Annotated in this window: 18 protein-coding genes; 9 read left to right on the top strand and 9 right to left on the bottom strand. The window is 69.8% G+C overall.

The genetic code is table 11. From position 1 onward, the window contains the following. Positions 1-38 precede the first annotated feature (38 nt). The 3 genes from EYQ95_RS17300 to EYQ95_RS17310 all read left to right on the top strand — a co-directional run bounded on the left by EYQ95_RS17300 (position 39) and on the right by EYQ95_RS17310 (position 4425). Positions 39-677 (top strand): TetR/AcrR family transcriptional regulator, encoded by a 639-nt coding sequence (locus EYQ95_RS17300; RefSeq protein ID WP_132328609.1) that lies wholly within the window; start codon positions 39-41, stop codon positions 675-677. A gap of 21 nt (positions 678-698) precedes the next feature. After that, positions 699-3068 (top strand): 3-hydroxyacyl-CoA dehydrogenase/enoyl-CoA hydratase family protein, encoded by a 2370-nt coding sequence (locus EYQ95_RS17305; protein ID WP_132328611.1) that lies wholly within the window; start codon positions 699-701, stop codon positions 3066-3068. A gap of 148 nt (positions 3069-3216) precedes the next feature. After that, positions 3217-4425, top strand: coding sequence for an acetyl-CoA C-acyltransferase (locus EYQ95_RS17310; protein ID WP_132328613.1), 1209 nt, complete (start codon positions 3217-3219; stop codon positions 4423-4425). A gap of 50 nt (positions 4426-4475) precedes the next feature. On the opposite strand, the gene EYQ95_RS17315 is transcribed toward EYQ95_RS17310, so the two are convergent. From EYQ95_RS17315 to cmk, 9 genes are all read right to left on the bottom strand, one after another. Continuing rightward, positions 4476-4814, bottom strand: a complete 339-nt coding sequence (locus EYQ95_RS17315) for a tRNA-binding protein (RefSeq protein ID WP_243699969.1) — start codon at positions 4812-4814, stop codon at positions 4476-4478. Then, entirely contained in the window at positions 4811-6106 is a 1296-nt protein-coding gene (locus EYQ95_RS17320) for an FAD-binding oxidoreductase (RefSeq protein ID WP_132328617.1), read from the bottom strand. Before EYQ95_RS17320 ends, EYQ95_RS17315 begins: the two co-directional genes overlap by 4 nt. Positions 6107-6144: 38 nt before the next feature. Continuing rightward, positions 6145-7044: a UTP--glucose-1-phosphate uridylyltransferase GalU gene (gene galU, locus EYQ95_RS17325; RefSeq protein WP_132328667.1), complete on the bottom strand. Its 900-nt coding sequence runs from the start codon at positions 7042-7044 to the stop codon at positions 6145-6147. Positions 7045-7082: 38 nt separating this feature from the next. Further along, on the bottom strand, positions 7083-8990 hold the full coding sequence (locus tag EYQ95_RS17330) for a nucleoside-diphosphate sugar epimerase/dehydratase (RefSeq protein WP_132328619.1): 1908 nt from the start codon (positions 8988-8990) through the stop codon (positions 7083-7085). Continuing rightward, complete coding sequence (locus EYQ95_RS17335) at positions 8987-9973, bottom strand: lipopolysaccharide biosynthesis protein (protein ID WP_132328621.1); 987 nt, start codon at positions 9971-9973, stop codon at positions 8987-8989. Before EYQ95_RS17335 ends, EYQ95_RS17330 begins: the two co-directional genes overlap by 4 nt. 4 nt (positions 9974-9977) lie before the next feature. Continuing rightward, positions 9978-11153 (bottom strand): lipopolysaccharide assembly protein LapB, encoded by a 1176-nt coding sequence (gene lapB, locus EYQ95_RS17340; RefSeq protein ID WP_132328623.1) that lies wholly within the window; start codon positions 11151-11153, stop codon positions 9978-9980. 79 nt (positions 11154-11232) lie between these two features. Beyond that, positions 11233-11535: an integration host factor subunit beta gene (locus EYQ95_RS17345; RefSeq protein WP_132328625.1), complete on the bottom strand. Its 303-nt coding sequence runs from the start codon at positions 11533-11535 to the stop codon at positions 11233-11235. 111 nt (positions 11536-11646) lie between these two features. After that, complete coding sequence (gene rpsA, locus EYQ95_RS17350) at positions 11647-13335, bottom strand: 30S ribosomal protein S1 (RefSeq protein ID WP_132328627.1); 1689 nt, start codon at positions 13333-13335, stop codon at positions 11647-11649. A gap of 189 nt (positions 13336-13524) precedes the next feature. After that, positions 13525-14196 carry a (d)CMP kinase gene (gene cmk / locus EYQ95_RS17355; protein WP_132328629.1) on the bottom strand — a complete coding sequence of 224 codons (672 nt, stop codon included), beginning with the start codon at positions 14194-14196 and terminating at the stop codon, positions 13525-13527. 207 nt (positions 14197-14403) lie between these two features. Here cmk and ykgO point away from each other — a divergent pair, with 207 nt between their 5' ends. From ykgO to EYQ95_RS17385, 6 genes are all read left to right on the top strand, one after another. Next, positions 14404-14529 carry a type B 50S ribosomal protein L36 gene (gene ykgO, locus EYQ95_RS17360; protein WP_010342887.1) on the top strand — a complete coding sequence of 42 codons (126 nt, stop codon included), beginning with the start codon at positions 14404-14406 and terminating at the stop codon, positions 14527-14529. Between the two features lie 159 nt (positions 14530-14688). Then, the gene (locus tag EYQ95_RS17365; RefSeq protein ID WP_132328631.1) at positions 14689-15009 is read left to right on the top strand and encodes a hypothetical protein; all 321 of its coding nucleotides are present in this window, start codon (positions 14689-14691) and stop codon (positions 15007-15009) included. A gap of 10 nt (positions 15010-15019) precedes the next feature. Beyond that, positions 15020-16051: an agmatine/peptidylarginine deiminase gene (locus EYQ95_RS17370; RefSeq protein ID WP_132328633.1), complete on the top strand. Its 1032-nt coding sequence runs from the start codon at positions 15020-15022 to the stop codon at positions 16049-16051. Then, entirely contained in the window at positions 16051-16941 is an 891-nt protein-coding gene (locus EYQ95_RS17375; RefSeq protein ID WP_132328635.1) for a carbon-nitrogen hydrolase, read from the top strand. The genes EYQ95_RS17370 and EYQ95_RS17375 overlap by 1 nt, the downstream gene beginning before the upstream one ends. Continuing rightward, positions 16910-17488, top strand: a complete 579-nt coding sequence (locus tag EYQ95_RS17380) for a GNAT family N-acetyltransferase (RefSeq protein ID WP_132328637.1) — start codon at positions 16910-16912, stop codon at positions 17486-17488. Before EYQ95_RS17375 ends, EYQ95_RS17380 begins: the two co-directional genes overlap by 32 nt. 43 nt (positions 17489-17531) lie before the next feature. Beyond that, the gene (locus EYQ95_RS17385; RefSeq protein WP_132328639.1) at positions 17532-18743 is read left to right on the top strand and encodes a TraB/GumN family protein; all 1212 of its coding nucleotides are present in this window, start codon (positions 17532-17534) and stop codon (positions 18741-18743) included. The last annotated feature ends 7 nt before the right edge of the window (positions 18744-18750 follow it).

Genomic DNA, 18750 nt, shown 5'->3' on the forward strand with positions numbered 1-18750 from the left:
CGACCTACCATCAAACAAGCGTTTGATTAGGCCAGACGATGTCGGGTACGACTCCATTCTCCACGAAAGACCGCATCCTCGGCGCCGCCGAGGAACTGTTCGCCCAGCATGGCTTCGCCGGCACGTCGCTGCGGCAGGTCACCAGCCGGGCCGACGTGAACATCGCGGCCGTGAACTACCACTTCGGCAGCAAGGAAAACCTGGTCAACGAGGTGTTCCGCCGCCGCATGGACGAGATGAGTGCGCAGCGCCTGTCCGCCCTGCGTTCGGCGGTGGAGAACCACCCGGGCCAGCTGGAGCCGATCCTCGCGGCCTTCGTGGAGCCGGCGCTCGCCATCGCGCAGGACCGCCATGGCGGCGCGTCGTTCGTGCGCGTGATCGCGCGCGCCTATGCCGAGAAGAACGACGCTCTGCGCAAGTTCCTGTCCGACCACTACGGCCACGTCCTGCGCGAGTTCGCCAAGGCCATCGCGGCGGTCGTGCCGGGGCTGGGCAAGGAGACGCTGTACTGGCGCCTGGACTTCCTTTCCGGCGCCCTGACCTACGCGATGTCCGACTTCGGCCTGATCAAGCGGCCGACCGGCGCGTCGGAGGCCGCCCACCGGGCCCGCGCCGCGCGCGAGCTCATCCGTTTCGCCGCCGCGGGCATCCAGTGCCCGAGCGCGGACCCTGCCTGACCCAACCGGGACCGATACGACATGTCCAAGAAACTGCTCGTCCGCCGCGCCGCCGTTCTCGGCGCAGGCGTCATGGGGGCGCAGATCGCCGCGCACCTGACCAACGCCGGTGTCGACACCGTGCTGTTCGACCTTCCGGCGAAGGAAGCCGATCCGAACGGCGTGGTGACCAGGGCAATCGCCAACCTCGCCAAGCTCTCCCCCGCCCCGCTGGCCGACAAGGCGCTGGCCGAGCGCATCACCCCGGCGAACTACGAGAGCGGGCTGGAGCTGCTGCGTGGCTGCGACCTCGTGATCGAGGCGATCGCCGAGCGCATGGACTGGAAGCAGGACCTCTACCGCAGGATCGCGCCGTTCGTTCCGGCACACGCGGTACTGGCGAGCAACACCTCGGGCCTGGGCATCAACGCGCTGGCCGACGTGCTGCCCGAGGAGCTCCGCCACCGCTTCCTCGGGGTGCACTTCTTCAACCCGCCGCGCTACATGCACCTGGCCGAACTGATTCCGGCCAAGGCGACGGATCGCGAGGTGCTCGAAGGGCTCGAGACCTTCCTGACCACCACGCTCGGCAAGGGCGTGGTGATCGCCAAGGACACACCGAACTTCATCGGCAACCGCATCGGCGTGTTCTCGATGCTGGCGGCGATGCACCACACCGAGCGCCTCGGCCTCGGCTTTGACACCGTCGACTCGCTGACCGGCCCCGCGATCGGCCGGCCGAAGTCGGCCACCTATCGCACCGCGGACGTGGTCGGACTCGACACCATGGCGCACGTCATCAAGACGATGGCGGACACGCTGCCGGACGATCCCTGGCACGCGCACTTCAAGGCCCCCGCATGGCTGAGTGGCCTCGTCGAGAAGGGTGCGCTGGGCCAGAAGACCGGTGCCGGGTTCTACACCAAGCGCGGCAAGGACATCCTCGTCCTCGACGTGGCCGCGCGCGACTACCGCCCGACCGCGGGCGACCTCGATGCGGACGTCGCCGCGATCCTCAAGGAACGCGACCCGGCGAAGAAGTTCGCTGCCCTGCGGGCCAGCGGGCATCCGCAGGCCCGGTTCCTCTGGTCGGTCTTCCGCGACACCTTCCACTACAGCGCCTTCCACCTGCAGGACATCGCCGACACCGCGCGCGACGTCGACTTCGCCATGCGCTGGGGCTACGGCTGGTCGCAGGGTCCTTTCGAGACGTGGCAGGCGGCCGGCTGGCAGCAGGTGGCGCAGTGGATCGCCGAGGACGTCGCCGCCGGCAAGGCGATGGCGAACGCGCCGCTGCCCGCATGGGTGGGCGCGCGCAACGGCGTGCATGAGGCTGCCGGCAGCTTCAGCCCGGCGCGGAACGCGTCGGTCGCGCGCTCGTCGAACCCGGTCTACGCGCGCCAGCGCTTCCCCGATCCGCTGCTCGGCGAGCAGTTCGCACCCGGCAAGACCCTGTTCGAGAATGATGGCATCCGCCTGTGGGCCGATGAGGACGACATCGCGGTCGTCAGCTTCAAGACGAAGATGCACACGGTCTCGGACAAGGTGCTCGACGGCCTGCAGGAAGCCATCGGCATCGCCGAGCGCGACTTCGGCGGCCTGGTGATCTGGCAGCCGAAGGAGCCGTTCTCCGCCGGTGCCGACCTGGCCGGTGCGCTGGGCCTGCTGCAGGCCGGCAACGTGGCCGGCTTCGAGGCGATGGTCGAGAACTTCCAGCGCACCAGCCAGCGCATCAAGTATTCGCTGGTGCCGGTGGTGGCGGCGGTGCGCGGCCTCGCGCTCGGCGGCGGCTGCGAGTTCCAGATGCATGCCGCGCGCAGCGTGTTCGCACTGGAGAGCTACGTCGGCCTGGTCGAGGCGGGCGTCGGCCTGCTCCCAGCGGGCGGCGGGCTGAAGGAATTCGCCGTGCGCGCCTCGCAGGCGGCGGGCCCGGGCGGCGACGTGTTCGCCCACCTCAAGGCGCCGTTCGAGAGCGCGGCGATGGCCAAGGTGTCGACGTCGGCGTTCGAGGCCAGGTCGCTGAAGCTGGCGCGCGAAAGCGACGTGGTGACGTTCAACGCCCATGAGCTGCTGCACGTGGCCAGGGCGCAGGCGCGCGCGATGGCCGAGGCCGGCTACCGCCCGCCGCTGCCTGCGCGCAATGTGACGGTGGCCGGCGACGTCGGCATCGCCTCGCTGCAGATGATGCTGATCAACATGCTGGAAGGCCTGTTCATCTCGCCGCACGACTACGAGATCGCCACGCGCATCGCCACCGTGATGTGCGGCGGCGCGGTCGACCGCGGCTCGGTGGTCGACGAGGAATGGCTGCTCAGGCTCGAGCGGCAGCACTTCGTCGAGCTCGCGCAGATGCCGAAGACGCAGGAGCGCATCGCGCACATGCTCAAGACGGGCAAGCCTTTGAGGAACTGACATTCGCGATTCGGATTCGGGATTCGAAAAAGCAGCTCCTCGCCAACCTATTCACTGACGCCGGTATCGGTACACCACGGGACGCGCGGATTCGCCATTGCGAATCCCGAATCCCGACTCCCGAATCCCGGCGTTTCGGAGAAACGCCATGAAACAAGTCCAGGACGCCTACATCGTCGCCGCCACCCGTACGCCGGTCGGCAAGGCGCCGCGCGGCTTCTTCCGCAACACCCGCCCGGACGACATGCTCGCCCACGTGCTGCGCAGCGTGGTCGCCCAGGCACCGGGCATCGACGTGAACCGGATCGACGACGCCATCATCGGCTGCGCCATGCCCGAGGCCGAGCAGGGCATGAACGTGGCCCGCATCGGCGTGCTGCTGGCCGGCCTGCCGCATGGCGTGGCTGCGCAGACGATCAACCGTTTCTGCTCGTCGGGCCTGCAGGCCGTGGCGCTCGCCGCCGACCAGGTGCGCCTGGGCAATGCCGACCTGATCCTCGCCGGCGGCACCGAGTCGATGTCGATGGTGCCGATGATGGGCCACAAGATCGCCCTGAACCCGCGCGTGTTCGGCAAGGACGAGGACCACATCGCGATCGCCTACGGCATGGGCATCACGGCGGAGAACGTGGCCAAGGAATGGGGCATCTCGCGCGAGGCCCAGGACGCGTTCGCGGTCGAGTCGCACCGCAAGGCGCTGGCGGCGATCGCCAACGGCGAGTTCAGGGACGAGATCACGCCCTACGAGGTCGTGTCGCGCGTGCCCGACCTGGCCGGCAATGCGGTCCAGCTGAAGAAGCGGCTCGTGGACACCGACGAGGGCCCCCGCCCGGATACCTCGATGGAAGGCCTGGCCAGGCTCAAGCCGGTGTTCAAGAACGGCCAGTTCGGCGGCTCGGTGACGGCCGGCAATGCATCGCAGATGAGCGACGGCGCCGCCGCGGTGCTGATCGCCTCCGAGCAGGCGATCAAGGACTACGGCCTGACGCCGCTCGCGCGCTTCGTGAGCTTCTCGGTGGCCGGCGTGCCGCCGCACATCATGGGCATCGGCCCGAACGCCGCGATTCCGAAGGCACTGAAGCAGGCCGGGCTCACGCGCGACCAGCTGGACTGGATCGAACTCAACGAGGCTTTCGCGGCGCAGGCGCTGGCCGTCATCAAGGATTCGGAGCTCGACCCCGCGAAGGTCAACCCGCTGGGCGGGGCGATCGCGCTCGGCCACCCGCTGGGTGCGACCGGCGCCATCCGCACCGCGACCATCGTGCATGGCATGCGCCGTCGGCAGCAGAAGTACGGCATGGTGACCATGTGCATCGGCACCGGCATGGGCGCGGCCGGCATCCTCGAAGCGGTCTGACCGGCTCGACCGCACGGTGGACGGCGGGGCCTGCGGGCCCCGTCGTCGTTTCAGGCCAGGCGCGCGCCGTTCGGCACCGGACGCTCGACCGTCGTGATCACTACTCCCGCGTCGGTATGGAAACCCGTCAACAGGAACTCGGACACGAAGGGACCGATGCGCTTGGGCGGAAGATTCAGGACGCCGACGATCTGGCGCCCCACGAGTGCCTCTGCGTCGTAGAGGTCGGCGATCTGTGCGCTGGTCCGGCGTACGCCGAGCTCGCCGAAGTCGACCCACGGCTTCCACGCGGGTCTGCGCGCCTCGGGGAAAGCTTCGACGCGAACGACGGTTCCTGCGCGGATGTCCACGCGCTGGAAGTCGTCCCAGCCGATGCTGTCGCCGCTCACCGGCCCCTCCGCTCGCGCCAGTCCCTCCATTCGTCCCTGGCCTGCGCCCACCAGTAGCCCAGCTGCGCGGCGAGGAACCCGGCCGGCTTCAGCGCCGGCTCCAGGCCGTAGCGCGCGAACATCCGCCAGCGCGTGTCGCCCTCGGCGATGGCCGACGCCAGGAGCTCGCCGGCCGCCGCCGTCGGCGCAACACCGTGACCACCGAAGGCCTGCCCCACCCACAGGCCGGGCTCGACCTCCAGGATGTGCGGCATCTGGTGCGGCGCATAGCTCATCAGCCCCGACCACGCATAGTCCACACCCACGCCGCGCAGCTGCGGGAACACGCGCAGCATGTCGCCGACCAGCAGCTTCTCCACCTCCGCCGGGGAGCGGTCGAGCACCGAGATCCGTCCGCCCCACAGCAGGCGGGAGTCCGGCAGCGGGCGGTAGTAGTCGAAGGCGAATCGCGTGTCGTAGATCGCGGCGCGCGTGCGCAGTACGTCGTCCATGCGCGCGCCGAGCGGCTCGGTCACCATGACGTAGGTCGCGATGGGCAGGACGCTCGCGTCCACGCGCCGCGAGAGGCCGGCCAGGTAGCCGCCGCAGCACAGCACCACCTGCCGCGCGCGCACGCTGCCGCCGGGCGTGTGCACTTCCCAGCCCGCGCCTCGGCGGACGAGCGCCGTGGCCGGCGACTGCCCGTGCACTCGCGCGCCATGGCGGGCCAACGTCGCGGCCAGGCCGCGGGCGTAGTTCAACGGATGGAAATGGAAGGCCGCGGGCTCGAAGAGGCCGTCGGAATACCTCTCCGACGCGATCAGGCCACGCATCGTGTTGCGATCCAGCCATTGCCAGTCCACGCCGAAACCCGAGGCGAGCAGCCCGCGGCGCGCATCCAACAGGTCCGGGCGCCTGAACCAGTTGGCCCAGATCACCCCCGCGTCCACGGGGTCGCAGGCGATACCGTAGGCCTCGATGCGCTGCCGGATGCGTGCGACCGCGGCGGTCGTCAGCCCGTAGGCTTCGCGCGCCCGCTCCGGTCCAAGGTCGGCCAGCAGGGCGCCCTCGCCGCGCGAATAGCCTCCGAACACGAAGCCGCCATTGCGGCCCGAGGCGCCGAAACCCACCTGCCGCGCCTCGAGCAGCACGACGTCGCGCATGCCCCGTTCGACCAGGCCGAGTGCCGTGTTGAGGCCGGCAAAGCCGCCACCGATGACGCAGACGTCCGCATCGACGGTACCGGCAAGCGACGGCATGTCGACGGCCGGCTGCGCCGTCGCGGTGTAGTAGTCGCCCTGGAATCGCGGCATGCGCCAAGCGTGTCGGCGCGCGCGCGCGATGTCCAGCGTCAGCTGATCTCGACCACTCCCAGCTCGACCAGCGCATTGCGCATGGTCTCGGCGGCGGCGTCGCTGAGCTTCTCGTGGTCGAGCGCGTAGCGGATGGTCGCTTCGATGAGCCCGATGTGCGTGCCGCAGTCGAAGCGGGTCCCGCGGAAGCGGTAGGCGTCGACGCACTCCTCGCGGAGCAGGCGTTCGATGGCGTCGGTGAGCTGGATTTCGCCGCCCGCGCCCGGCGTGGTGGATTCGAGGAGCTCGAAGATGCGCGGCTGGAGGATGTAGCGGCCCACCACGGCCAGGCTGCTGGGCGCGTCCTCCGGCCTGGGCTTCTCGACGATGCGCGTGATGCGCCCCTGGCGGTTCGCGAAATCCTGCGTCGCCACGATGCCGTAGCTGGCGGTCTTTTCCGGCGGCACGTCCTGCACGGCGATCACGCTGCAGCCACTCTGCTCGGCGGCGTCGGCCATCTGCTTGAGGGCACCGGGGCCGCGGTTCCAGATCAGGTCGTCGGGCAACAGCACGGCGAAGGGCTCGTTGCCGACCACGTCCTTGGCGCACAGCACCGCATGACCGAGGCCGAGCGCTTCCGGCTGCGTGACGAACACCGCCTTGACGCCCGCGGGCAGGACGTGGCGCACGAGTTCGAGCTGCTCGGTCTTGCCGGCGCGCTCGAGCTTCTGCTCGAGCTCGTAGGCCTTGTCGAAGTAGTCCGCCACCGCGTGCTTGTAGCGGTTGGTGATGAAGATCAGGGTGTCGCAGCCGGCCTCGATCGCCTCGTCGACGGCGTACTGGATGAGCGGCTTGTCGATCACCGGGAGCATTTCCTTCGGCACCGTCTTGGTTGCCGGAAGGAAGCGGGTTCCAAGGCCCGCGACCGGAAACACGGCCTTGCGGATGCGGCGGGGGATCGCCTCGGTCATCGACATCATCGGCTGCACTGGGGGCCTCAGATTCTGCGGGCCTGGCGTGCAGGAAATGCGACGACCGTTGCGGTCGACGTGGCATTGCCATGCGCACCGATCGGCTCGAACTCCGGCACGGCCTCACGCAGCAGGCTCGACAGCGCGGCGAGGTCGTAGCGCGCGCACGCGTCGCGCAGCGCGTTGATGGCGGCGTCCACCTCCGCCCCCGCGACCTTCCGCGGCTCGGCCTGCAGGATCTTCGGGTGCTGGGTGGCCCGATAACGCTCGTCGGAATGGAACAGCGTTTCGTGCAGCTTCTCGCCGGGGCGCAGGCCGGTGTAGACGATGGCCACGTCACGCCCGGGCTGCTTGCCGGCCAGGTGGATCATCTGTTCGGCCAGGACACGGATGGGCACCGGCTCGCCCATGTCCAGCGTGTATACGGCCTCGTGCGTACCGATCGCCGAGGCCTGCAGGATGAGCTGGCAGGCTTCCGGGATGGTCATGAAGAAGCGCGTGACGTCCGGGTGCGTCACCGTGACCGGCCCGCCGGCGCGGATCTGTTCGCGGAACAGCGGCACCACGCTGCCGGCCGAGTCGAGCACGTTCCCGAAGCGGACCGTGACAAAGCGCGTCCCGCGATCGGCGAGCGACTGGCAGACCATTTCCGCCATGCGTTTCGTGGCGCCCAGCACGTTCACGGGATCGACCGCCTTGTCGGTGGAGATCAGCACGAAGGTGCCCACGTCGGCATCGCGGCACGCGCGCGCGACGCAGTGGGTGGCCAGCACGTTGTTGCGCACGGCTTCGCGGAGCTGGGCCTCCAGAACCGGAACCTGCTTGTACGCCGCGGCGTGGAAGACCGCGTCAGGCTGCGCGAGCGCGAGCGCATGGCCGATGACGGCGGCATCGCCGCAGTCGCCCAGCACCGGCACGAAATCGAGGTCGGGAAAATCGCGGCGCAGCGCTGCTTCCGTGGTCATCAGCGCAAGTTCGTCCAGTTCCACGAGCGCGATGCGGCGGGCGCCGTGGCGGGCGCACTGGCGGCAGAGCTCCGAGCCGATGGACCCGCCGGCACCGGTGACCAGCACGGAGCGGCCGCCGAGCCAGGCGCGGATCGCCTTCCAGTCGGGCAGAACCGGCTTACGGCCCAGCAGGTCCTCGATCGCCACCTCCTTGAGCTCGCCGGGCAGCGATCGCCCTTCCAGCACGTCCTGCAGGCGCGGGACCATGCGGAAAGGCAGTCCGCTGCGCTCGCAGATGCCGACCACGCGCTGCAGGGCCGTCGCATCGGCCGACGGGATGGCGATCACCACCAGTTGCGCTGCCGTTTCGCGGGCGATCTCGGGGAGATCCTGGATGCGTCCCAGCACGGGCACGCCGTGCATCTTCGACCCGCGCAGGCGGGGCGCGTCGTCGAGAAAACCCACCGGCTGGTACGTGCCGAACCGGCGCAGGTCGCGCACCAGCGCCTCCCCCGCCTGGCCGGCGCCGAGGATCAGCACGCGCGTGGAGGTCTTGCGGCGCTCGTCCGACTGTGCGTCCTTCCAGGCCCGATAGACCAGGCGCGGGGCTCCAAGCAGCGCCGCCAGGACGATCGGGTACAGGACCAGGACCGCGCGCGGGACCAGTTCCAGGCGGTTGTAGAGAAACAGGCCCAGCAAGATGCCCAGGAGCCCGGCCAGCGACGCCTTGAGGATGTTCCACAGGTCCGGGACGCTCGCGAAGCGCCAAAGGCCGCGGTAAAGGCCCACCCACCAGAACGCCAGGCCCTGCAGCCCGAGGACGATGAGCACCTCCGGGGACCAGAGCGAGTGCGGCGGCACATCCGATTCGACCGCGTAGCGCAGCCAGTGGAGCCCGTGCCAGACCAGCCAGACGACCGCCAGGTCGTGGACCACCACGGCTGCGCGCGGCACGTGCGCCTGCCACAGGTCGGTCCACCGGCTCATCGATCCCTCTCCGTCATGCCGCCTCGCTTCATCCCGAAAACGCGCTGGACGCAGGCCCAGAGGCCGGCAGCGGCCGTATACCACAGCGCGAGAGAAGCCATGATAAGGCTCTCCCCCGCGTCGCGTAGCGCCCACGCCAGGACGCCGCCGGTCGACGACCATGCCCCGTACGCGAGCGTCACGGGGGCGTGCCCGTAGCGGCGCGCGGCGGCCTGGTAGAGATGCCGCGTATGCGGTGTCCACCAGCGTTCGCCCTGGATCATGCGCATGGCGAGGGTCGCGGCGGCATCGACCAGGAACGCCGCCGCAGGAAACAGCAGCAGCAGCGCGACGGGCGCGGAGCCGCGCGCGGGAGTCAGCAGGGCGATCAGCACGAGCGCGTAGCCCAGTGCGCCGCTGCCAACGTCGCCCAGGAAGATGCGCGCTCGCGGAAAGTTGAACGGGATGAACGCCGCGAATGCGAGCGCGACAGCCAGCGCGCGAAGCGACGCATCACCCTGCCCCAGTGCCGCCGCGGCGAGCGCGACGATCAGCGCCTGCGTGGCCGCGATGCCGTCGATGCCGTCCATGAAGTTCCAGACGTTCACCGCGACAGCGACGGCGAGCATCACCCCCACGCCCTGCACGGGTTCGCCCCAGAGCTGCACGCCGGCGGCAAGCGCCGCGCCCGCGAGCAGGTGCGTGACCAGGCGCACGCCGGCGCCGAGCGGGCGGTGGTCGTCCCATGCGCCGATGCCCGCGACCGCCAGCAGGCCGCCGAGCGACCACCGCCAGTCGCCGGGCCACCGGCCTGCAAGGCCCAGGCCCGCGATCAGCACCGCGAGTGCGAGCACCGGCCCGGCGCCTCCGCCGCGCGGCGTGGCGACCGCGTGGCTTCGCCGCGCGCCCGGCTCGTCGATCAGCCTGCGTCTGAGGGCATAGCGGCGCGCGAACCAGGTTCCCGCTGCCGACAGCAGCGGTACCGCGAGTACCCAGCCCCACATGGGCTCAGACCACCGCGTAGTTCAGGAGCGGCTTCACCGAGCCCCATTCCTTGCAGCTGGGGCACTGCCAGTGGTGGCTGCGGGCGCCGAAGCCGCAGCGCGAGCAGCGATAGCTGGGGTTGCGCACCAGCAGCTGGTCGGTGATGTGCTTGAGGTCGACCAGCGTGGCGGCGGGGTCGGTGCGCTCGGCGAGCGACAGGTCGATGAGTGCGGCTTCGCCACGCACCGAAGGCCGGTCCTTCAGCTCCTTGGCGAGGTAGGCGCGCGCGGCGGCGATGCCCTCCTCCTTCTCGATCATGCGCGTCAGCGCGAGCACCGGTGCGATGCCGCGGTAGTGCTCGCACATCTCGGCGAGGAAGCGCCGCGCCCCGGGCAGGTCGCCGACCCGCTCGTAGCAGGCCAGCAGCGAGGGCAGCACCTCCGGCAGGTAGTCCGGGTCGCTGCGGGCGACGCGCTCGAACGAACGGATGGCGGCGGCGTCGTTGCCGGCTTCCAGTTCGATGCGGCCCTCCAGCATTCCCGCGCGCACGGAGTTGGCGTCGGCCTCGTACGCCCGCGCCACGGCCGCGCGCGCGGCCTCGGGTCCGCCGGCGGCACGATGGCGGTCGGCGAGCTCGCACTCGAAGTGCGCGACGAGCTTGCCCATCGGTTCGCCGGTCGCCTGCTCGTAGCGGCGCGCGTTCTCGATGGCCTTGGCCCAGTCGCGCTCGGCCTGGTAGATCCCGATCAGGTGCTTGAGCGCCAGGGGCGAGAGGTCGAGCTCCACCAGCTCGCTGAACACGGTTTCCGCGCGGTCCAGCAGGCCGGATTTCATGTAGTCCTCGCCCAGCGCCAGCAATGCCTGCACGCGCTGCGCGTCGCTCAGGCCGGGACGCTGGACCAGTGCCTGGTGCAGGCGGATGGCGCGATCGACCTCACCGCGCCTGCGGAACAGGTGACCCAGGGCGACCTGCGTCTCGAAGGTCTCCTTGTCCAGCTCGGCGATGTGCAGGAACAGCTCGATCGCCTTGTCGGGCTGTTCGTTGAGCAGGTAGTTCAGGCCGCGGAAGTAGGTCGTCGACAGGCGGCTGACCTGCGTGTCGCTGTGGCGCTGCCCGCCACGCCGTCCGATCACCCAGCCCGACAGGGCCGCGAGCGGCAGCAACAGGAAGAACCAGAACCATTCGCTGATGAACGCCATCGCGATGCTCCAAGGCAATGCCGGCCAGCCTCGCGCAGGCGGCGGCTCGAACGCAAGGCGGCAGGACGCCGCCGGCGGGTCAGACGTCGTCGTCGACCGGCTGCACGTCGCTCACGCGCTCGCGCAGCTCCTTGCCCGGCTTGAAATGCGGCACGTGCTTGCCGCGAAGCGAAACCGCCTCGCCCGTCTTCGGGTTGCGGCCCACGCGGGGCGGCCGGTAATGCAGGCTGAAACTACCGAAGCCGCGGATCTCGATGCGCTCGCCGCCCGAAAGCGCGCCGCTCATCATGTCCAGCATCGACTTGACCGCGAGGTCGACGTCCTCGGCCTTCAGATGGCCCTGCCTTGCACAGAGGATCTCGATGAGCTCGGACTTGGTCATGGACGCTTGGATACCGGGACGCCTTCGGAAAGGAATTCGCGGGAGCGCGGGACTCCCATAAAAAAGGACGGCCCGACAGGGCCGGGCCGTCCCGGTTTTACCGCCGGGCGATTACTCGCCCTTCTGGCCGAGCTGCTCGCGCAGCAGCGCACCCAGGCGGGTGGTGCCGCTGGAGGCTTCCGCCGACTGGCGGTTGTAGTCCGCCACGGCCTCGCTCTCTTCCGCGTAGTCCTTCGCCTTGATCGACAGCTGGACCTGGCGCGTGCGGCGGTCGTTGCCGATCACCTTGGCCTCGACCTGGTCGCCGACCTTCAGGCGCTGCGAGGCGTCGTCGACGCGCTCGCGCGCGATGTCGCGGGCCTGGATGTAGCCCTCGACGCCGCCGTCGAGCTCGACGGTCGCACCCTTGGCGTCCACCGCGGTCACGGTGCCGCGCACGATCGCACCGCGTGCGTTCGAGACGACGTACGTGCCCATCGGGTCCTGCTCGAGCTGCTTGATGCCCAGCGAGATGCGCTCACGCTCCGGGTCGACCGCCAGCACCACGGCCTCGACCGTGTCGCCCTTCTTGAAGTTGCGCACGACGTCCTCGCCCGTGGTGTTCCACGAGATGTCGGACAGGTGCACGAGGCCGTCGATGCCGCCGTCCAGGCCGATGAAGATGCCGAAGTCGGTGATCGACTTGACCTGGCCCTCGACCTTGTCGCCCTTCTTGTGGATGGCCGCGAAGGTCTCCCACGGGTTCGACGTGACCTGCTTCATGCCCAGCGAGATGCGGCGACGGTCCTCGTCGACGTCCAGGACCATGACCTCCACCTCGTCGCCGACCTGCACGATCTTCGACGGGTTGACGTTCTTGTTGGTCCAGTCCATCTCGGACACGTGTACCAGGCCCTCGACGCCCGGCTCGATCTCGACGAACGCGCCGTAATCGGTGACGTTGGAGACCTTGCCGAAGACGCGGCTGTTGGCCGGGTAGCGGCGGGCGATGTTGTCCCACGGATCCTCGCCCAGCTGCTTCAGGCCGAGCGAGACGCGGTTGCGCTCGCGGTCGTACTTGAGCACGCGGACGTCGAGCTCCTGGCCGACTTCCACCACCTCGGACGGATGGCGCACGCGCTTCCACGCCATGTCGGTGATGTGCAGCAGGCCGTCGATGCCGCCGAGGTCCACGAACGCACCGTAGTCGGTGAGGTTCTTGACGACGCCCTTGAGCACGGCGCCCTCGACCAGCTTCTCCATCAGCTGCTCGCGCTCTTCCGAGTGCTCGCTCTCGACGACGGCGCGGCGCGAGACCACGATGTTGTTGCGCTTGCGGTCGAGCTTGATGAGCTTGAACTCGAGTTCCTTGCCCTCGAGGTAGCTCGAATCGCGCACCGGACGGACGTCGACCAGCGAGCCCGGCAGGAAGCCGCGCACGTCCTTGATGTCGACGGTGAAGCCGCCCTTGACCTTGCCGCTGATGCGGCCGGTGATCGTCTCGTTGTTCTCGAGGGCCTTCTCGAGCTCGTCCCACACCATGGCGCGCTTGGCCTTCTCGCGCGAGAGGACGGTCTCGCCGAAGCCGTTCTCGATGGAGTCGAGAGCGACCTTGACTTCGTCGCCGATGCCGACGTCGATCTCACCGGCGTCGTTCCGGAACTGTTCGATCGGGACGATGCCCTCGGACTTGAGGCCGGCGTTGATCACCACGACGTCGCCGCGGACATCCACGACGGTACCGGTGACGATCGAGCCCGGCTTCAGCTTGGCCAGGTTCTGCTGGCTCTGTTCAAACAGTTCGGCAAAAGATTCGGTCATTGGAAATTGCTCAGTTGGACACACGGGCCGTGCACATGCCCTTCGGCATCGTCGCTCGACCCACCCGTTGAGTGGTGCGGAAACAAACGCACCGTGCAGTTGGAAATCCGTCGCACAGCGCGACGGGCCGGCTCTGCCGGCCGGACGTGGACGGGCTCTGGTTCGGTGAGCGCGCGGAACCGCGAGCGGTTACCGCTGGACCAGGGACAGCACGCGTTCGACCACCGCCTCGATCCCCATCCCGGTGGTGTCAATGCAGACGGCGTCTTCGGCCGGTCGCAATGGGGCCACCGCGCGGGAGGCATCGCGGGCGTCGCGGGCGAGAATCTCCCGCAGCAGATCGTCAAAGTTAACGGAAACTCCCTTTTCCTTCAACTGCTTATACCGCCGCTCGGCCCGCTCCTCGGCACTGGCGGTCAGGAAGACCTTGGTCGCGGCGTCCGGGAAGATCACGGTCCCCATGTCCCGGCCGTCGGCCACCAGGCCGGGCGGCTGCCGGAAGCTGCGCTGGCGCTCCTTCAGGGCGGTGCGCACCTCGGGGATGGCCGCGATGGCCGAGGCGGCCGCGCCGGCCGTTTCGGTGCGGATCTCGTCGGTGGCGTCGCGGCCGTTGACCAGGATCCGCAGCTCCTCGCCCGGGACTTCGATGAACTCGATGCGGCTGTCGAAGCAGCAGCGGACGAGGGCACCGGGGTCGCTGAGGTCGAGGTCGGTCCAGCCGGCGGCCACGCCCACGGCGCGGTACAGCGCGCCCGAATCCAGGTAATGCCAGCCCAGGCGCTGGGCCACGAGGCGGCTGATCGTGCCCTTTCCGGAGCCGGACGGGCCGTCGATGGTGAGAACGGGGACAGTGGAATCCATCCCCCATTGTCGCCTGTCGGGAGGCCGCTTGGCTCGCCGTCCCGCGCGGCGCACGTCCGCCTCCGGGCGGGGCGCATGAGGACCCGCGCGCCGGCCAGCGGCCGGGCCTGGAACGGCGCCGCGGGAAGCCGTTGATTATCAAAACCTTATGCCGCTACAATGCGCGGCTTCGTTCGCCCGCTTTCTTCTTTTGCCGAGGTTTTTCTCATGAAGGTCCTGTCCTCCCTGAAGTCGGCGAAGGCCCGTCACCGTGACTGCAAGGTCGTCCGCCGCCGCGGCAAGGTCTTCGTGATCTGCAAGTCGAACCCGCGTTTCAAGGCGCGCCAGCGCTAAGCGCACGCGCTCGAAGGCCCGGTGCGCCGGGCCTTCAGGTTCGCTCCGAAAGCCGCCGAACAGGCGGTTTTCGCGTTTCCGGGGCCGTGGCACGCGCCGCGCGCGCGGCGCCTACGCCCGGCTGCATACAATCCGCCCTCCCCGTCCCGGAGCCGCACCATGCCGCGTCCCGCCCTGCTGGCGACCCTCCTGCTCGCCCTGGCTGCCCCTACCGCCGCTGAAACCCTTCTCGTCGAGCGCGTTGCGCAGGAGCCGGGGGCCCTGCCCGCCCGCGGCATGACCATGGCGGACGTCCGCGCCCGCTTCGGCGAGCCCGCCAGCCGCCTCGAGCCGGCCGGCGGACAGAAGCGCCAGTGGCCGACCATCCACCGCTGGGTCTATCCGTCGTTCACCGTCTACTTCGAGCGCAGCCGCGTGATCGATGCCGTGGCCAACAAGGCCGATGCCAACGAAGTCGGCCCCAAGCCGCCGATCCGCTGACCGAATCCCGATGACCCGATCCGATGTCCGGTTCCCCGCCGAGTGGGAGCCGCAGTCCGCCGTCCTCATCGCCTGGCCTCACGCCGGGACCGACTGGGCCGAGCGCCTGGCCGAGGTGGAATCGACCTACGTGGCCCTGGTCGCCGCCATCGTGCGCTTCGAGCGCGCGATCGTCTGCGTGGCCGACGACGCGCTCCAGGCCCATGCGCAGGCGCTCCTGGCCGGGGCCGGCATCGACCTCGCGCGCGTGCGCTTCGTGCAGGCCCCGTACGACGACACCTGGCTGCGCGACTCCGGCCCCATCACGCTGCGCAGCGCCGACGGCTTCCGCCTGCTGGACTTCCGCTTCACCGGCTGGGGCGGCAAGTTCGAGGCCAGCCGCGACGACGCGCTCGTCGAGAACCTGGACCGGGCGGGCCTGTTCGCCCGCGCCGAGCGCATGCCGATCCGCTTCGCCCTCGAGGGCGGTGCGATCGATACCGACGGCACCGGGACGCTGCTCACCACCTGGCAATGCCTGAACCAGCGGCATCCCGGGACCTCGCGCGAGGAACTGACCGCCAGGCTCGCCGACTGGCTGTCGCAGGATCGGGTGCTGTGGCTCGACCACGGCTACCTCGAAGGCGACGACACGGACGCGCACGTCGACACCCTCGCCCGCTTCGCCTCGCCCGATTCCATCGTCTTCCAGGGCTGCGACGACCCGTCGGACTCGCACTATCCGCACCTGCGCGCGATGGCCGGCGAGCTTGCCGCCCTGCGCACGCGCGACGGCCAACCCTACCGCCTGTTCGAGCTGCCCTGGGCGAAGCCCATCGTCGACGAAGGCCGACGCCTCGCCGCGAGCTACGCGAACTTCCTGATCGTCAACGGCGCGGTGCTGATGCCCGCCTACGGCGACGAGGCCGACGGACGGGCGCAGGACGTGCTGCGCGAGGCCTTCCCGGGGCGCGAGATCGTGCCCGTCCCATGCCGTTCCCTGATCTGGCAGAACGGCAGCCTGCACTGCATCACGATGCAGCTGCCCGAAGGAGTGGTCTGATGTCCAAGAAGAAGGTCCTTCCCGTTGCGCTGGTGCAGGAAACCAACCACGGCAGCGCCGAGGCCAACCTCGACGTGATCGCGCGCCGTGTGGCCGAGGCCGCCGCCGGAGGTGCCAGGCTGGTCCTGCTGCAGGAGCTCCACAACGGCGCGTATTTCTGCCAGCACCAGTGCGTGGACGAGTTCGAGACCGCCGAGCCGATTCCCGGCCCCACCACCGGGCGCCTGTGCGCACTCGCGAAGCAGCACGGGGTCGTGATCGTCGGCTCGCTGTTCGAGCGCCGCGGCACCGGCCTGTACCACAACACGGCGGTGGTGCTGGATGCCGACGGATCGCTCGCGGGCAAGTACCGCAAGATGCACATTCCCGACGACCCGGGCTTCAACGAGAAGTTCTACTTCACGCCGGGCGACATGGGCTTCCAGCCGATCGATACATCGGTCGGCCGCCTGGGCGTCATGGTCTGCTGGGACCAGTGGTATCCCGAGGGCGCGCGGCTGATGGCGCTGGCCGGCGCGGACATGCTGCTGTACCCGACCGCCATCGGCTGGGACCCCAACGACGAGCAGGACGAGAAGGACCGCCAGCGCAACGCGTGGATCCTCAGCCATCGCGGGCATGCGGTGGCCAATGGGCTGCCGGTGCTTTCCTGCAACCGCGTGGGCCACGAGCCCTCGCCGATCGGGCGCAGCGGCATCGATTTCTGGGGTTCCAGCCACGTGCTCGGCCCGCAGGGGGAATTCCTCGCCGAGGCGGGCGTGCACGCGCCGGAAGTGCTGATGGCGGAAGTCGACCTGCGTCGCAGCGAGGACGTACGCCGCATCTGGCCGTTCCTGCGCGACCGGCGGATCGACGCCTATGGCGACCTGCTCAAGCGCTATCGGGACTGACCCGCCACGGGTGATCCGCGACGCGGTGGCCGGCGACGCCAGCGCGATCGCGGCGATCTATTCGCACGAGGTGCTGCACGGGACGGCGACCTACGAGGTCGAGCCGCCATGCGCCGAGGCCATGGCCCGGCGCATGTCGGAGGGGCTGGCAGCGGGCTATCCGTGGCGCGTGGCGCTGGTGGGCGGCGACATCGCCGGCTATGCCTGCGCCTCGCCCTACCGCACGCGTCCGGGCTACCGCTGGACGGTGGAGGACAGCATCTACGTGTCACCGCGCTTCCACCGCCGCGGCATCGGCGCGGCGCTGCTGGCCGACCTGATCGAACGATGCGAGCGGCTCGGCCTGCGGCAGATGGTCGAGGTGATCGGCGACGAGTCCAACCTCGCCTCGATCGCGCTGCACGAGCGCGCGGGTTTCCGGCTGGCCGGGCGGTTTCCGGGAATCGGGCGCAAGCACGGGCGCTGGCTCACCGGAGTGCAGATGCTGCGTGCGCTGGGCGATGGCGACTCGACCCCGCCGTTTGCGGAGCCGGGACCCACTGCATAAGCTGGCCGCGGCGCCCGACGGGCGCCGATTTTTTCGGAGCGACATGGACACCACGTACGAGCTCGACGCGATCCTGGCCACCCAGCCCCATGCCATCGTCGAACGCGACGGCGTGCGCTACACGCTCCTGGGCACCGCGCACGTATCGCCCGACAGCGTGCGCGCCGTCGAGGCCGCGATCGCATCCGGCGCGTTCGATGCGGTGGCCGTCGAGCTCGACCCCCAGCGCGCGCAGGCCCTGACCGACCCGGACGCGCTGGCCAGGCTCGACCTGGTGCAGGTGATCCGCAGCGGCCGGATCGCCCTGTTCGCCGCCAACCTCGCGCTCGCGGCCTACCAGCGGCGCCTGGCCGAGCAGCTCGGCATCGAGCCCGGCGCCGAGCTCAAGCGCGCGGTGCTCGACGCGCGCGAGCGGCAGCTTCCGGTCCACCTCATCGACCGCGACGTGGGGACGACCTTCCGGCGCGCTTCCGAGCAGCTTGGATGGTGGCAGCGGGCCAAGGTGGGCGCGGGCCTGGTTGCCACGCTGCTTTCCACCGACGAGATCGAGGCCTCCGAGATCGAGCGCCTCAAGCAGGGCAGCGTCCTGGAATCCACCTTCGACGAGTTCGCCAGCGGCAGCCCCGCGCTGTACGAGACGGTGATCGCCGAGCGCGACCGGTACATGGCCGCGCGCCTGCGCGAGACGTCCGGCAACGCGCGTGAGGTGCTGGCCGTGGTCGGTGCGGGGCACCTGCAGGGGCTGTCGCGGCACCTGCGCGAGGAGCAGGCGGCGCCCGCCGGCATCCGGGAGTCCCTGGAGGCGCGCCCGAAGAAGAGCGAGGTGCCCTGGTTCACGCTGGCACTGCTGGCGTTCGTCGTCGGCGGTTTCGCCTGGGGCGTGTACCGGGGCGGCCTGGACGTGGGCGCGGACCTGCTGCTGCAGTGGGTGCTCGCCACCGGGCTGCTGGGCGCACTGGGCTGCGCACTGGCCGGCGGCCATCCGCTGAGCATCCTCGTTGCCTTCGTCGCCTCCCCGATCACGCCGCTGCATCCGGCGCTGGCCTCGGGAACGCTGAGCGCGCTGGTGGAGGCCTGGGTACGCAAGCCGACCTATGCCGACTTCATGGCCCTGCGCGACGACGTCCAGACGCTTCGCGGCTGGTGGCGCAACCGCGTCGCTCGCGTGCTGCTCAACTTCTTCCTGACCAGCCTCGGCACCGCCATCGGCGTCTGGACAGGCGGCCTGCGCATGCTGGGCCGCCTGGTGGGCTGAGGGCGGC

This window comes from Lysobacter sp. N42, from assembly GCF_004344885.1.